The sequence below is a fragment of the Micromonospora echinaurantiaca genome, assembly GCF_900090235.1.
GTDB lineage: Bacteria > Actinomycetota > Actinomycetes > Mycobacteriales > Micromonosporaceae > Micromonospora > Micromonospora echinaurantiaca.
On record NZ_LT607750.1, the window covers coordinates 5,019,222 to 5,033,658 of the forward strand.

At 75.2% G+C, this 14,437-nt stretch carries 10 protein-coding genes; 2 read left to right on the top strand and 8 right to left on the bottom strand.

All coding sequences use genetic code 11. From position 1 onward, the window contains the following. Positions 1–134: 134 nt before the first annotated feature. Together GA0070609_RS22515 and ligA are read right to left on the bottom strand one after the other, a co-directional pair. Positions 135–2,942 carry a bifunctional diguanylate cyclase/phosphodiesterase gene (locus GA0070609_RS22515; RefSeq protein WP_088995615.1) on the bottom strand — a complete coding sequence of 936 codons (2,808 nt, stop codon included), beginning with the start codon at positions 2,940–2,942 and terminating at the stop codon, positions 135–137. A 183-nt stretch (positions 2,943–3,125) separates the two neighbouring features. Continuing rightward, positions 3,126–5,261: an NAD-dependent DNA ligase LigA gene (ligA, locus tag GA0070609_RS22520; RefSeq protein WP_088997909.1), complete on the bottom strand. Its 2,136-nt coding sequence runs from the start codon at positions 5,259–5,261 to the stop codon at positions 3,126–3,128. A gap of 223 nt (positions 5,262–5,484) precedes the next feature. On the opposite strand from ligA, the gene GA0070609_RS22525 reads away from it, so the two are divergent. Further along, positions 5,485–6,063 carry a type II toxin-antitoxin system PemK/MazF family toxin gene (locus GA0070609_RS22525; RefSeq protein WP_088995616.1) on the top strand — a complete coding sequence of 193 codons (579 nt, stop codon included), beginning with the start codon at positions 5,485–5,487 and terminating at the stop codon, positions 6,061–6,063. Here GA0070609_RS22525 and GA0070609_RS22530 read toward each other — a convergent pair. The 5 genes from GA0070609_RS22530 to GA0070609_RS22555 all read right to left on the bottom strand — a co-directional run bounded on the left by GA0070609_RS22530 (position 6,060) and on the right by GA0070609_RS22555 (position 11,237). Beyond that, on the bottom strand, positions 6,060–7,082 hold the full coding sequence (locus tag GA0070609_RS22530) for an ADP-ribosylglycohydrolase family protein (RefSeq protein WP_088995617.1): 1,023 nt from the start codon (positions 7,080–7,082) through the stop codon (positions 6,060–6,062). The genes GA0070609_RS22525 and GA0070609_RS22530 overlap by 4 nt on opposite strands. A gap of 56 nt (positions 7,083–7,138) precedes the next feature. After that, positions 7,139–7,504, bottom strand: a complete 366-nt coding sequence (locus tag GA0070609_RS22535; RefSeq protein WP_172899389.1) for a VOC family protein — start codon at positions 7,502–7,504, stop codon at positions 7,139–7,141. 35 nt (positions 7,505–7,539) lie between these two features. After that, positions 7,540–8,544 (bottom strand): methionine synthase, encoded by a 1,005-nt coding sequence (locus GA0070609_RS22540; protein ID WP_088995619.1) that lies wholly within the window; start codon positions 8,542–8,544, stop codon positions 7,540–7,542. 211 nt (positions 8,545–8,755) lie between these two features. Continuing rightward, positions 8,756–9,829 (bottom strand): tRNA 2-thiouridine(34) synthase MnmA, encoded by a 1,074-nt coding sequence (gene mnmA, locus GA0070609_RS22545; RefSeq protein WP_088995620.1) that lies wholly within the window; start codon positions 9,827–9,829, stop codon positions 8,756–8,758. A 232-nt stretch (positions 9,830–10,061) separates the two neighbouring features. Continuing rightward, positions 10,062–11,237, bottom strand: a complete 1,176-nt coding sequence (locus GA0070609_RS22555) for a cysteine desulfurase family protein (protein WP_088995621.1) — start codon at positions 11,235–11,237, stop codon at positions 10,062–10,064. A gap of 166 nt (positions 11,238–11,403) precedes the next feature. On the opposite strand from GA0070609_RS22555, the gene GA0070609_RS34925 reads away from it, so the two are divergent. Further along, the gene (locus tag GA0070609_RS34925) at positions 11,404–11,664 is read left to right on the top strand and encodes an anti-sigma factor (protein WP_231928380.1); all 261 of its coding nucleotides are present in this window, start codon (positions 11,404–11,406) and stop codon (positions 11,662–11,664) included. 61 nt (positions 11,665–11,725) lie between these two features. Here the strand turns inward: GA0070609_RS34925 and GA0070609_RS22565 are convergent, their stop codons facing one another. Continuing rightward, the gene (locus GA0070609_RS22565) at positions 11,726–14,434 is read right to left on the bottom strand and encodes an HAD-IC family P-type ATPase (protein ID WP_088995623.1); all 2,709 of its coding nucleotides are present in this window, start codon (positions 14,432–14,434) and stop codon (positions 11,726–11,728) included. Positions 14,435–14,437: the final 3 nt, after the last annotated feature.

Consider the following 14,437-nt stretch of genomic DNA (forward strand, 5'->3'; position numbering starts at 1 on the left):
CCGACCACGCGACGTACAGCGTGACGCGCGGTGACCGGAGCGAGTCTATTGTTCCGCCCCGGCGCCGCGCCCCCGACTCCCCCTCCCCGCGCCGCGCGCCGTCCGGCGACCGGCTTCCGCCCGGGCGGGCCGGGTCAGCGGGTCGGCCGGCGCGGCAGGTCGTTGTCCGGGCCGCCGAGCGGCCGGACCGGGCGGTACCGGGCCAACCAGCCGACCAGTTCCTCGGCCGGCATCGGGCGGGCGTAGAACCAGCCCTGGGCGGCGTCACAGCCGGCCGCGTGCAGCATCCGCCAGGTCCGCTCGTCCTCCACGCCCTCGGCGACCACCCGCAGCCCGAGCGCCCCGGCCAGCTCGATCATCGAGCGGACGATCGCCGCGTCGTCGGCGTCCTCGGCCATCCCGAGGACGAAGGACCGGTCGACCTTCACCTCGGACAACGGCAGCCGGCGCAAATGTTGCAGCGACGAGTAGCCGGTGCCGAAGTCGTCCAGCGCGATACCCACCCCGATCCGGTGCAGCCGGGCGATGGTGGCCAGCACCCGGCGCGGGTCGGCCATCAGCGCCCCCTCGGTGATCTCCAGTTGCAGCCGCTGCGGCGGTACGCCGTACCGGGCGAGCCGGTCGGCGATCTGGTCGGCGATCTCCCCGGTGTGCAGGTCCCGGACGCTGACGTTCACCGCCGCCCGCAGCCCGATGCCGGCCGCCGACCACTTCGCGAGCTGTTCCACCACGTCGTCGACCACCCGCCGGGTGAGCAGGCGCATCACCGCACTCTGCTCGGCGACCCGGATCAACTCCTCCGGGTCGACCATGCCCCGCCGTGGGTGCCGCCAACGCAGCAACGCCTCGACGCCGACCACCTCGCCGGTGGCGATGGCGATCTGCGGCTGGTAGTACATGGTGATCTCGCCCGCTTCGGCGGCCGGCGCGGCGGGGTGGGCGGCCGGCAGGGCGTCGCCGTCCCGGCCGGGCAGGGACGCCACGCCGCCGGGCTGCACCCCACCGGCGGCGAAACCAGCCGGCTCGGCGTGGAGAACCTCGGCCGGCTCGCCCACCGGCGGCGGTCGCTCGGGCTCCGCCGCGCGCCGCCGGTCCACCGTGGGGGTGGCGGACGCCCGCCGCCGGATCGGGTCGGCGCCGGTGAGGATCCGGGCGATCAGCTCGTCGTCCTGGTGGGCCGGGTCGGGCCGCTGCCGCCGGCTCCGGGTCCACCACCGGCGATCGGGACGTCCCTCCGCTGACCGGCGCGAACGCCGCCCGCCCCCGGTCGCCCCCGCCCCGCTCGGCACCGCCGCTCCGCCCGGCCCGGTCGTCGCCGCGCCGTTCGGGACCGCCGCGCCGCCGGGCTGGGCGGTCGGGACATCGCGCCACACCGGCTCCCCGCCCGGCCCGGCCGGTTCCGCGCCACTCGGCGCCGCCTCCGCGCGCGACCGGGCATTCGCCGCACCGTTCGGCACCGGCTCCCCGCCGGGCACGGCGGTCGGGGCGCCGTTGCGCACCGCCTCCGCGGCGGGCAGCGGCGACGTGGGCAGGGTGGCGCCGTCGCCGCCGCGGGCGCCGCTCGGCCCGACGGGCCGCTCGACAGCCAGCGGCCCGGTGCCGGCCGAGCCGCCGCTCGACGGCCCGCCGATGGCCGGGCCGGACTCCAGCACCCGGCGCAGGTCGGCGAGGAGCCCGAGCCGCTCGGCGGAGTTGTGGTCGGACTCGGCGGCGTAGACCGCGACCGTGTCGTTGCGGTGCTTGGCGTCGTACATCGCCACGTCGGCGTGGCGCATCAGGGTGGCGAAGTCCTCGCCGTGCTCGGGGAAGAGGGCGATGCCGATCGACCCGCCGACGTCCAGCGGGAGCCCGTCCAGCGACACCGGCTCGGCCAGCACCCGTACCACCCGGTCGGCCAGCTCGCGCGCCTGCCCGACGTCGGTGAGCCCGGTCATCACGATGGCGAACTCGTCACCGCCGAGCCGTGCCACCATGTCCGGCTCGTCGACCACGGTGGTCAGCCGGGCGCTCACCTCGACCAGCAGCCGATCCCCCACCGCGTGACCGAGGGCGTCGTTGACGTTCTTGAACCGGTCCAGGTCGATCAGCAGCAGCGCCAGGTGCGCCTCCGGCTCGCCGCGCGCCGCCCGCTCGGCGTGCAGGTGCACCTGCTCGCCCACCTCGGCCAGCAGGGCCTTGCGGTTGGGCAGCCCGGTGAGCGGGTCGAGGGAGGCCACCTGCTGCTGCTCGACGGTGAGCCGGGCCATCCGGTACACGGCGAAGAGCGGCACCAGCACCAGCGGGATCAGCGCCGCGCTGGCCCGCGCCGCCGCCACCAGCACCGGCGCCAGCAGCAGCAACGAGCCGGTGGACAGCAACTCGAACGGCAGGCCCTGCCGGGCCGACGGCCACCAACGGTCGCCGAATCGCAGCCGTACGGCCGCGCTGACCAGGCCGTAGTTGACCGCGAACCAGGCCACCGTGGCACCGCCGACGGCCGCCACGTCGGCCCAACCCAGCCGGTGGCCGTCGAAGATGCCGTCCGGGCCGAGCCGGGTGATGCCGTACGCGGCGGCCAGCGCGCAGGCGTACTGGCCGGCGTTGAACGCGGTACGCCAGGCGGCGTGTCCCATCCGCCACCCGGAGACCACCACCGCCACGGCCTGCACCGCGACCGCCGGACCCAGCCCCCAACCGAGCAGGATGGCGAAGGTGAAGCAGGTCGACGGGAAGACCGCGGAGGACTGCCGTCGCCCCGGCGGGACGAACGGGCGGGCGTCGCAGCCGATCGCGAGCACCGCCATCGTCCAGAACGCCGCCGGCAGCCGGGCCAGCTGCTCGGGAAGCGCGGCCAACGACGGTGCCGAGACCAGTACGGCGACGGCGAGCACCGCGGCCACGAAGGCGGAGAACGGTCCGGTGCGTCCAGGTGGGACGGAGTTGCGCGGATCGGCGGTCTCCATCACACCTCCCGGGACGCCGTGGCGCGTTCACGCGCCGTGCACCAATGAAACGCCCTCGGTGCCGGGTTCCCCGGTATGACAGTCACGAATCGGTCGTAGTCGTAATTAAGTTGGTATACGCGGCCAGGTGCCCGCAAGATCCCCATCCGACCCGTTCGAACCGGGTGGCGGATCGAGTGGCAGTCACCCCTCGACGCGGGCGACCTCGCGGGCGGCGTCCGGCCCGGCGTCGAGGAGCACCTGGAAGCCCTCCTCGTCGAGCATCGGCACCTTGAGGCTGGCCGCCTTGTCGGCCTTGGAACCCGGGTTGTCGCCCACCACCACGAAGCCGGTCTTCTTGGAGACCGAGCCGCTCACCTTCCCGCCCCGGGATTGGATCGCCTCGGCGGCCTGGTCGCGGGAGAAGCCGGCCAGGGTGCCGGTCACCACCACCGTGACCCCCTCCAGCGGGCGCGGCCCCTCGTCCACGGCCTCCTCGGCCATCCGTACCCCGGCCTCGGCCCACTTGCGCACCACCTCGCGGTGCCAGTCGACGGCGAACCACTCGCGGATGCTGGCGGCGATCGTCGGGCCCACCCCGTCGACCGAGGAGAGCTCCTCCTCGCTGGCCTCGTCGATCGCCTCAATGGAGCGGAAGTGCCGGGCCAGCGCCTGCGCGGCGGTCGGGCCGACGTGCCGGATGGAGAGCGCCACCAACACCCGCCACAGGTCGCGTTCCTTGGCCACCGCCAGGTTGTCCAGCAGCTTGACCGCGTTGCTGCCCAGGGTGCCGTCCTTGTTGACGAAGAACGGCGACCGCGCCAACTGGTCGGCGTCGAGCAGGAAGAGATCGCCCTCGTCCTGGATGATCTCGGCGTCGAGCAGCGCGGCGGCCCCCTTGTAGCCGAGCACCTCGATGTCGAACGCGCCGCGGCCGGCCAGGTGGAAGACCCGCTCGCGCAGCTGCGCGGGGCAGCTGCGGGTGTTGGGGCAACGGATGTCGACGTCGCCGGACTTGGCGGGGGCGAGCGGCGTGCCACAGGCCGGGCAGTTGGTGGGCATCACGAACGGCCGGGCGTCGGCGGGACGCAGGTCGACCACCGGGCCGAGCACCTCGGGAATGACGTCGCCGGCCTTGCGGATGACCACCGTGTCGCCGATCAGCACGCCCTTGCGTTCCACCTCGCGGGCGTTGTGCAGGGTGGCCAGCGCGACCGTCGAGCCGGCCACGCGCACCGGTTCCAGCACCGCGAACGGGGTGACCCGGCCGGTACGCCCGACGTTGACGTCAATGTCGAGCAGCTTGGTGTTGACCTCCTCCGGCGGGTACTTGAAGGCGATCGCCCAGCGGGGCGCGCGGCTGGTCGAGCCGAGGCGGCCCTGGATGGAGACCGGATCGACCTTGACCACCACGCCGTCGATCTCGTGCTCGACGTCGTGCCGGTGCTCGGCGTAGTAGGCGATGTACTCGGCCACGCCGGCCAGGTCGGGCACCACCCGCCACCGGTCGCTGGTCGGCAGGCCCCACGCCTTCAGCGCCGCGTACGACTCGGACTGGGCGGTCGGCTGGAAGCCGCGGCGGGCGCCGATGCCGTGCACGACCAGGCGCAGCGGGCGGGACGCGGTGATCCGTGGGTCCTTCTGCCGGAGACTGCCGGCAGCCGCGTTGCGCGGGTTGGCGAACGGCGGCTTGCCCTGCTCGACGAGCCCCGCGTTGAGGTCGGCGAAGGCGGCCACCGGGAAGTAGATCTCGCCCCGGACCTCCAGGAGCTCCGGAATGTCGGGGAACTCGGCGGACGGGGTGAGCCGCCCCGGCACGTCCCGGATGCTGCGCACGTTGGCGGTGACGTCCTCGCCGGTGCGGCCGTCGCCCCGGGTGGCGGCCCGGACCAGCCGGCCGCGCTCGTAGGTGAGGTTGATGGCCAGACCGTCGACCTTGAGCTCGCACAGGTAGGGCACCGGGCCGCCGGCGTCGCGCTCGACCCGCTCGGCCCAGGCGGCCAGTTCCTCGTCGGCGAAGGCGTTGTCGAGCGACATCATCCGCTCGGCGTGGGTGACCGCGGTGAAGTCGGTGGAGAAGGTGCCGCCCACCCGCTGCGTCGGCGAGTCGGGCGTACGCAGCGCCGGGTACTGCTCCTCCAGCTCCTCCAGCTCACGCAACTGCCGGTCGAACTCGGCGTCGGAGATCGTCGGCGCGTCCAGCACGTAGTAGCGGTACTGGTGCTCGGTCAGCTCCTGGCTGAGCGTGGCGTGCCGCTCCCGCGCCTCCGGGGTGGGCTCGCCACCCGCCGCGGCCTCCTGCGCCGGGCTCACCTGCTGCGCGACCGCATCCTCGGACATCGCCCCGGACCCGTCGCCGTCTGTGGACACCTTGCCGTCCTTGGACACCTCGTGCGACCTCCCTGATCACGCTACCCCCGCACGGTATCCGGAAGGTGAGACAGTCCGCCGCCCACCCGCCGTGGCCCGGGCTTTCGGCGGGGCCGGCCGCGCCGTGCGAGGATCGCGCACGGCGGACCCTACGACCGCCGTGCGACGACACCGGCGAGTGACGGGGGTACGGATGCCTGAGTGGCTGCTCTGGGCGGCGGCGATCGTGCTGGCAGTCGCGGCGGGCTGGGCCTGGAGCGAGCTACGCCGACGCCCGAGCCGCCGCCCCCCGGCCGGCCGCCCCGACAGCACCGGCCCCGGTGGGCGGCCCGGCGCCCGTGGTGAGCCGGGACGACCCGGTGCCCGGCCAGGTCGGGGTGCCCCGCCCCGGTCCCCGGGTCGGTCGACCGCCGCACCGCGACCGCGCGGCGCCGACCGGGCACCCGACGGCGCGCCCCGGCCGGGCGACATCTGGTGGGCCGACGTGCCCTACGCCGACGGCACCGGCTCGAAGGTGCGGCCCTGCCTGGTGCTCCGGATCGACGGACGATCCGCCGAGGTACTGAAGATCACCAGTCAGGACAAGAGCGGCCGGGACGACCACGTCCGGATCCCCACCCGGGACTGGGACCGGGGCGCCGAGCACGACAGCTACCTCGACATCGGCGACCCGATCCGGGTCCCCCTGCCGGCCTTCCAGGACCGGGCCGGCCCCTGCGACCCCACCCTCTGGCGCCACCTCCGCACCCTCCCCCACCTCCCCCTCCGCTAGTCCCCGCTGCGCTGCGGGCCCGCCAGGGCGGCGAGTTGGTCGGCGTACTCGATGCGGGTGGCCCAGTCGGCGGGCCAGGCGGGCATGCCGGCGGCCGCGCCGACGAAGGCGCCGGCCAGGGCGGCGATCGAGTCGGAGTCGCCGGCCGTGGTGGCGCCCCGGGCCAGCGCGCCGACCGGGTCGTCGGCGTGCCGGACGGCGCAGTACAACGCCGTGGCCAGCGCCTCCTCGGCCACCCAGCCGTCGCCGGTGTGGCGGCACGGGTCGCCGCTGTCGTCGGGTCGGGCCAGCGCGGCGGTCAGCCGGTCCAGCGCCGAGCGGCACTCGTCCCAGCCGCGGGCGATGAAGTCGGCCGGCGACTGGCCGCCCGGCCGCTGCCAGAGGTCACCGAGCCAGTCCGTCCGGTAGGTGCGGCGCTGCTCCCGGGCCCGGTCGGTGAGCAGCCCGGGCAGTTCGGCCAGCGCGGCCCCCTCGCGCAGCAGCCGCACCGCGTACGCGGTCAGTTCGCTGGCCGCGAGACCGGTCGGGTGACCGTGGGTCAGCCCGGCCTGGAGCTGGGCCAGCCCGGCGAGGGTGTCCAGGTCGACGTCGAGCAGCCCGACCGGGGTGACCCGCATGTTCGCGCCGCACCCCTTGGAACCGGCCACCGTCGCCTCCTGCCAGCGCAGCCCCCGGCCCAGCTCGGCGCAGGCCCGCAGGCAGGTCATGCCCGGGGCCCGGTTGTTGTCGGGGCTGACCGCCCAGTCCAGGAAGCGCCGGCGCAGCAGCGGCTCGACCGCCTCCGGCGTCCACGCCGGGGCGTCGCGCAGCGCCCAGCCGACCGCGAGCGCCATCTGGGTGTCGTCGGTGACCAGCACCGGGTCGCCGGAGAGTTCCCGGGGGCCGGCCGGGCCGTATCGGTCGACGATCTCGGCGACGGTCAGGAACTCGGTCGGCCGGCCCAGCGCGTCGCCGTAGGCGAGGCCGAAGAGCGAGCCGGCGGCCCGCTGGAGCGAGGAGTCGATCACGCCCGCGATCATGCCCGCCCACCGCCACCCCACCCAGGGGCGGGTGGCCGCAGGGCGGTGCGCGCGGGTCAGTCCCAGCAGAGGCAGAACGGGTGGCCGGCGGGGTCGGCGTAGACGCGCCAGCCCTCACCCTCGCCGGGCAGCCGGCGGGCGCCCAGCGCCAGCACCGCCTTCTCGGCGGTCTCGATGTCGTCCACCGTGACGTCGAGGTGGAACTGCTGGGGCCGCTCCGGATCCGGCCAGGACGGCGGACGCAGGTTGGGCGCGTACTGGAACGCCAACCTCGGCTGGTGCCCGGCCCGGCCGCCGAGGACCACCCAGTCGTCCGCGCAGTCCTCCTCGATCAGCGGCAGGCCGAGCAGCTCGGAGTAGAACGCGGCCAGGGTCCGCGGGTCGGGGCAGTCGATCACCGTGGAGCGCAGCTGTCCAATCATGCCCGTCATCCTGCCCAGTGGGTACGACGGAAACGTCAGTCCTCGGCGAGCCGCCGGCCCGCGTCCCGGCAGGCGGTCAGCACCGCGCGGGCGTACTGCGGCGGCGCACCGGCGAGCCCGCAGGCCGGGGTGACCACCACCTGCTCGGCGAGCCGGCGGCGCGGGAAGCCGAGGCGGTCCCAGAGCTGGCGTACCCGGTCGGCGACCTCGGCCGAGCTGGGCGCGCGAGCGGGCGACGGCGGCCGGGTGGGCGCGGCGCCCGCCAGCAGGCCGAGCCCGGCGTCGATGGCCTCGCCGAGCGGGTCGAGGTCGGTGACCAGGCTCAGGTCGAGCGCCACCCCGACCGCTCCGGCCGAGCGGATCAGCTCCAGCGGCACGTCGGGAGCGCAGCAGTGCACCACGGTCGGCACGCCGGCCGCTTCGACCACCGTCCGCAGCAGGGCGCCGGCGGCGCCGGACTCCACCGCCCGGTGGGTGCCGAAGCCGCTCTCCGTGGGCACCCGCCCGGCCAGCACGGCCGGCAGCGACGGCTCGTCCAGCTGGAGCAGCACCGAGGCGCGCGGCAGCCGGCGGTTGACCGCCGCGACGTGCTCGCGGACCCCCTCGGCGAGGGATCCGGCGAGGTCGCGCACCGCGCCGGGGTCGCCCAGCAGCCGGCCGCCGATCGGCAGCTCCAGCGCGGCGGCCAGGGTGAACGGCCCGCCGACCTGCACCTTGACCGGCCCGGCGTACTCCTCGGCCTGCTCGGCGAGCTGGTCGAGGTCGCGTTCCATGAGGTCGCGGGCGCGGCGCAGGTCCCGGCCGGGCCGGGGCGCGATCCGCCAACGGGCGGCGTAGAGCTCCACCGGCAGCTCGACCAGCAGCCCGGCCGTCCGGCCGATCAGGTCGGCGCCGGGGCCGCGCGCCGGCAGTTCCGCGAGGTGCGGCAGGGCGGGCAGCTCACCGAGGACGATCCGCTGCGCCTCGGCGATGTCGGTGCCGGGCAGCGAGCCGATGCCGGTCGCCGCGCCGGACGGCCACGGCCATGCCTGGTCTGTCACGGCCGAAGACTATCCGGTACGCGGACCCCGGCACGCCGCCGCCGGCCACTCCGCCAATCGGCCGGCGCGCCGATCGGCCGGCGCGCCGTCGGGCGGCCGTGACGGCGGCGGCCCGCCGCCGGGCGGCCGTCAGGGCGGCGGCGCGTCCGTCCAGAGGCCGTGAAGGCGGCGTGAACGTCGGGAGCCGCCGAGGTCGCGGCGGACGGGGTGGTCAGCCGGCGATGGTGGCGGAGCCGAGCACGATGTCACCGGCCGGATCCGGCCGGTACGCCACCACGGCCTGCCCGGCGGCCACGCCCCGCACCGGCCGGCGCAGCTCGGCCTGGAACGTGTCGCCGTCCAGCGTGACGGTGGCGGGCACCACGTCGCCGTGCGCCCGCAGCTGCACCTCGCACTCCACCGGCGCCTCCGGACGCGGGCCGCCGGTCCACACCGGACGCTCGGCGCGCACCCGGGCGACCTCCAGCGCCTCGGCCGGGCCGACGGTCACCGTGTTGGTCTTCGGGGTGATGGAGAGCACGTAGCGTGGCCGGCCGTCCGGCGCGGGGCGGTCCAGGTGCAGCCCTCGCCGCTGGCCGACCGTGTACGCGTACGCGCCGGTGTGGCTGCCGACCACCGCGCCGGTGGTCGCGTCGACCACGTCGCCCGGGGCCTGGCCGAGCCGCTGGGCGAGGAAGCCACGGGTGTCGCCGTCGGCGATGAAGCAGATGTCGTGCGAGTCGGGCTTGTCGGCCACCGCCAGCCCGCGCCGGGCGGCCTCCTCGCGGACCTGCGCCTTGGTCGAGTCGCCGAGCGGGAACATCGACCGGTCCAGCTGCTCGCGGGTGAGCACCGCGAGCACGTACGACTGGTCCTTGGCCGCGTCGACGCTGCGCCGCAGCAGCCCATCGGCGCCGAGCCGGGCGTGGTGGCCGGTGACCACGGCGTCGAAGCCCAGGGCCACCGCGCGGTCCAGCACCGCGGCGAACTTGATCTTCTCGTTGCAGCGCAGGCAGGGGTTCGGCGTACGGCCGGCGGCGTACTCGGCGACGAAGTCGTCCACCACGTCGGAGTGGAACCGGTCGGCCATGTCCCAGACGTAGAACGGGATGCCGATCACGTCGGCGGCCCGCCGGGCGTCCCGGGAGTCCTCCTGGGTGCAGCAGCCGCGCGCACCGGTGCGGTAGGTCTGCGGGTTCCGGGCGAGCGCCAGGTGCACGCCGGTCACCTCGTGCCCGGCCGCCACGGCACGCGCCGCCGCGACCGCCGAGTCGACCCCGCCGGACATCGCCGCCAACACCCTCACCGGCTCACTCCCTTCACCCCACCGAGCCTATCCCCGCACCCACCCCACCCCCTCCCCCGCCCACCACCGCTACCCCGCCGCCCCCACCACAGCCGCGATCTTGCACTTCACGCCCGGGCAAAAGTTACTAATGCCGCGAATGAAGGGCCGAAAGTGCAAGATCGCGGGGGTGGGGGTGGGGGCGGGGGCGGGGGCGGGGGCGGGGCGGGGTGGGGTGGGGGTGGGGTGGGGGTTAGCGGGGGGTGCGGAGGGCGGCGGCGCGGCGGGCGCGGTCGACGGCCGCGGGGAGGGCGGCGATCAGGGCGTCGACGTCGGCCGGGGTGCTGGTGTGGCCGAGGGTGAAGCGCAGCGAGGAGCGGGCCCGGTCGTCGTCGGCGCCCATCGCGAGCAGCACGTGCGAGGGCTGGGCCACCCCGGCCGAGCAGGCCGACCCGGTCGAGCAGGCGATCCCCTGGGCGTCCAGCAGGAGCAGCAGGGCGTCGCCCTCGCAGCCCGGGAAGGAGAAGTGCGCGTTGCCGGGCAGCCGGCCGGCCGGGTCGCCGTTGAAGACCACCTCGGGCACCGCCTGCCGGACCCGCTCGACCAGGTCGTCGCGGAGGGCGGCCACCCGGGCCGCGTACTCCTGCTGGCCCTTCACCGCCGCTTCCACGGCGACCGCGAAGGCCACGATGCCCGCGGTGTCCAGGGTGCCGGAGCGGACGTCGCGCTCCTGACCGCCGCCGTGCAGCAGCGGGGTGGCCGGCACGTCCCGGGCGAGCAGCAGGGCACCCACCCCGGTCGGCCCGCCGAGCTTGTGCCCGGTGACGGTCAGCGCGGCGACGCCGCTGGCGGCGAAGTCGACCGGCACCTGGCCGACCGCCTGGATGGCGTCGGTGTGGAACGGCACACCGTACTCTGCGGCGACGGCGGCCAGTTCGCTGACCGGCTGCACGGTGCCGACCTCGTTGTTCGCCCATATCGCGGTGACCACGGCCACCCGGTCGCCGTGCTCGGCCAACTCGGCGCGGAGCGCATCGGGGGTGAGCCGGCCCGCCTCGTCGACCGGCAGCCAACCCACGTCGGCGCCCTCGTGCCCGGCGAGCCAGTCGACCGCGTCGAGCACCGCGTGGTGCTCGACCGCGCTGGAGACCACCCGGTTCCGCCGCTCGTCGGCGCCCCGGCGAGCCCAGAAGATGCCCTTGACCGCCAGGTTGTCGCTCTCCGTGCCGCCACCCGTGAAGATCACCTCGGACGGCCGGGCACCGAGCGCGGCGGCCACCCGCTCCCTCGACTCCTCCACCCGGCGACGGGCACGACGACCCGCCGCGTGCAGGGAGGACGCGTTGCCCACCTCGCGGGCGGTGGTGACGTACGCCTCCAGTGCCTCGTCGAGCATCGGCGTGGTCGCGGCGTGATCCAGGTAAGCCATCACGACTCAGCCTACGACCGTCGACGGACCGGCCGGACGCCGGAGGCCGGCCGGCACCGGGCCAGGGAGAGCGCACTCCCCGCCCCGGCGCCCCCGGCGATCACTCGGGCACGGCCGTGACGACGATGTCGTCGCGGTACCGGCGGACGTCGCCGGCGAGGCCCGGGTGTTCGACGACGGGCGGCTGCACCTGCACGTGGCGAATCTCCCGAACGTCCCGGGGTACTACGAGGTCTGGCTCATCAACCCACGGACCATGGAGATGTTCTCGGTCGGCGTACTCGGTGACGGGGCGGACGAGCTACTCCCGTTGCCACCGGCGGTCGACCTTCAGGCATACTCGGTTGTCGACGTTTCCGCCGAGCGGTTCGACAACAACACCGCCCACTCCGGCGAGAGCCTGTTGAGGGGCACCTTGACGGGCTGATCGGCGGGCCGGCTCAGCTCCCCGGCCCGCCGATCAGCTCCCCACCGCCCGCCCGGCCTGCTCAGCCCAACCGCCGGCCGAACCAGCCCAACCGCTTGTCCAGCGCGACGACGACGGAGACCAGCGCGGCGATGCCGAAGATCCGCAGCCACGTCGTCCCGCTGATCGGGGCGGTCCGGAACAGGTCGTTGAGCACCGGCAGGTAGGTCAGCGCCAGCTGGGCGAGGGCCTGTGCCAGCACCCCGACGATCAGCCAGCGGTTGCTGAACAGGCCCAGCCGCCATGGCGACCGGGTCAGCGAGCGGCAGCTGAACAGGTAGCCGGCCATCACGACGACGAACAGGTTCACCGCCGCGGTGCGCGCCTGCGCCAGCTCCGACCCGGCGTTCAGCTCCCACTCGAACAGCCCCCAGGCGCCGACCACCAGCAGCGCGGAGACCAGCAGGACGCGGACCACCAGCGCGGCGGTCAGCAGCGGCTGTTTCGGGTCGCGCGGCGGGCGGTCCATGATCCCGGGTTCCTTCGGCTCGAAGGCCAGCGTCAGGCCGAGCGCCACGGCGGTGGTCATGTTGATCCACAGGATCTGGCTGGGCAGGATCGGCAGCACCGTGCCGAGCACGATCGCCACCAGGATGACCATGCCCTCGGCGGCGTTGGTGGGCAGCGTCCAGGTGATGAACTTGGTCAGGTTGGCGAAGACACCGCGCCCCTCCTCGACCGCCGACTCGATGGTGGCGAAGTCGTCGTCGGTGAGCACGATGTCGGCGGCCTCCTTGGCCACCTCGGTGCCGCTGCGTCCCATGGCCACCCCGATGTTGGCCTGCCGCAACGCCGGGGCGTCGTTGACCCCGTCGCCGGTCATCGCCACCACCTGGCCGGCGGCCTGCAACGCCTCCACCAGCCGCAGCTTCTGCTCCGGCGAGACCCGGGCGAAGACCGACGCCTGGCGTACCGCGGCGGGCAGCTCGGCCGCCGGCAACGTCGCCAGGTCCGTCCCGGTGAGCACGTCACCCGGGCCGGGCGCGTCCCGGAGCAGGCCGAGCCGGCCGGCGATGGCGGTCGCGGTGGCGCGATGGTCCCCGGTGATCATCTTCACCGCCACGCCCGCCCGTTGACACGACCGCACCGCGGCCGCGGCGGCGGCCCGCGGCGGGTCGAGCATCGCGTGCAGGCCGGTGAACACCAGCCTGCCGGGCAGTTCCTCCTCCACCAGCCCGTCGGCCGGGCCGACCGGGCGCATCGCGGTGGCCAGCACCCGCAGCCCGTCGGCGGCCAGCTCGTGCGCGGCGGCCAGCACGGCCTCGACGTCGAGCGGGCCGGTCGAGCCGTCCTCGCGCAGCGCCGCGGCGGACCACTCGACCACCCGCTCGACCGCCCCCTTGACCAGCACCACCCGGCCGTCCTCGCGCCGGTCGTGCAGGGTGGCCATGTACTGCCGCTCGGAGGTGAACGGGACGGCCGCCAGCCGGGGCAGTTCCTCGGCGACCCGGTGCCGGCTCAGCCCCACCTTGGCGCCCACCACCAGCATGGCCCCCTCGGTGGGGTCGCCCAGCACCGCCCAGCGGCCGTCCTGCTCGTCCAGCCGGGCGTCGTTGCACGCCACCCCGGCCAGCAGCGACCAGCGCAACGCCCCCACCCCGGTCGGGGCCGGGCCGCCGTCGGCGTCCCGGATCTCACCCGTCGGGGTGTAGCCGGCACCGGTGACCTCGTAGCGGCCCTGCGGCGTCCAGAGCAGCTGGACCGTCATCTGGTTCTCGGTCAGCGTGCCGGTCTTGTCGGTGCAGATCACCGTCGTGCTGCCGAGCGTCTCCACGGCCGGCAGGCGCCGGACCACGGCCCGCCGGCGGGCCATCCGGGACACCCCGATGGCCAGCGTGATGGTCACCGCGGCGGGCAGCCCCTCCGGGATCGCGCCCACGGCCAGCGCGACCGCGGCGGTGAAGGTCTGGCCGGCGTCCTGGCCGCGCAGCAGGCCGATGCCGAAGGTCACCGCGGCCAGCACCAGGATCGCCACGGTGAGCAGCCGGCTGAACCGGGCCAGCTGCACGGTCAGCGGGGTGTCCAGCACCCGCGCGCCGCCGACCAGCCGGTGGATCCGGCCCAGCTCGGTCTCCGCCCCGGTGGCCACCACGACGCCGGCCGCCGAGCCGCCGGTGAGCAGGGTGCCGGAGTAGAGCAGGTTGCGGCGGTCGGCCACCGGCGTCTCGGCCGGTACGACCAGCTCGTCCTTGCGGACCGGCAGTGACTCGCCGGTCAGCGCCGACTCGTCCGCGCGCAGCTCGGCGGCGTGCACCAGCCGCAGGTCGGCGGGGACCTTCTCACCGGCCTCGACCAGCACCAGGTCACCGGGGACCACCTCGGTGGAGGGCACCCGCCGCTGGCGCCCGCCGCGCACCAGCCGCGCCTCGGTACGCACCATCGCCCGCAACGCGTCGAGGGCCGCCTCGGCCCGGGACTCCTGCAGGAAGCCGACCACCGCGTTGACCACCACCACCCCGAAGATCACGGCGGAGTCGACGTACTCGGCGAGCAGCAGGGTGACCACGCCGGCGCCGATCAGCACGTAGATGAGCGGGTTGTGGAACTGCCGCAGCAGCCGCCGGAACACCCCGCCCTGGGTGGCCCGGGGCAGCAGGTTCGGCCCGAACCGGCGGAGCCGGTCGGCCGCGTCCGCCTCCGTCAGCCCGTGTTCGACGTCCGTCCCGAGCAGCAGCACGACCTCGTGCGCGGCCAGGGCGTGGTGGTCACCCTCGGGCCTGGGGGCGGGCATGTC

Bases quoted from the DNA above. Each gene is read 5' to 3' on its own strand.
- GA0070609_RS22565 (WP_088995623.1), bottom strand. From the start codon at position 14,434: ATGCCCGCCCCCAGGCCCGAGGGTGACCACCACGCCCTGGCCGCGCAC.
- GA0070609_RS22525 (WP_088995616.1), top strand. From the start codon at position 5,485: ATGCCTGAGTGGCTGCTCTGGGCGGCGGCGATCGTGCTGGCAGTCGCG.
- GA0070609_RS22530 (WP_088995617.1), bottom strand. From the start codon at position 7,082: ATGATCGCGGGCGTGATCGACTCCTCGCTCCAGCGGGCCGCCGGCTCG.
- GA0070609_RS22515 (WP_088995615.1), bottom strand. From the start codon at position 2,942: ATGGAGACCGCCGATCCGCGCAACTCCGTCCCACCTGGACGCACCGGA.
- GA0070609_RS22555 (WP_088995621.1), bottom strand. From the start codon at position 11,237: ATGGCTTACCTGGATCACGCCGCGACCACGCCGATGCTCGACGAGGCA.
- GA0070609_RS22535 (WP_172899389.1), bottom strand. From the start codon at position 7,504: ATGATTGGACAGCTGCGCTCCACGGTGATCGACTGCCCCGACCCGCGG.
- ligA (WP_088997909.1), bottom strand. From the start codon at position 5,261: ATGTCCGAGGATGCGGTCGCGCAGCAGGTGAGCCCGGCGCAGGAGGCC.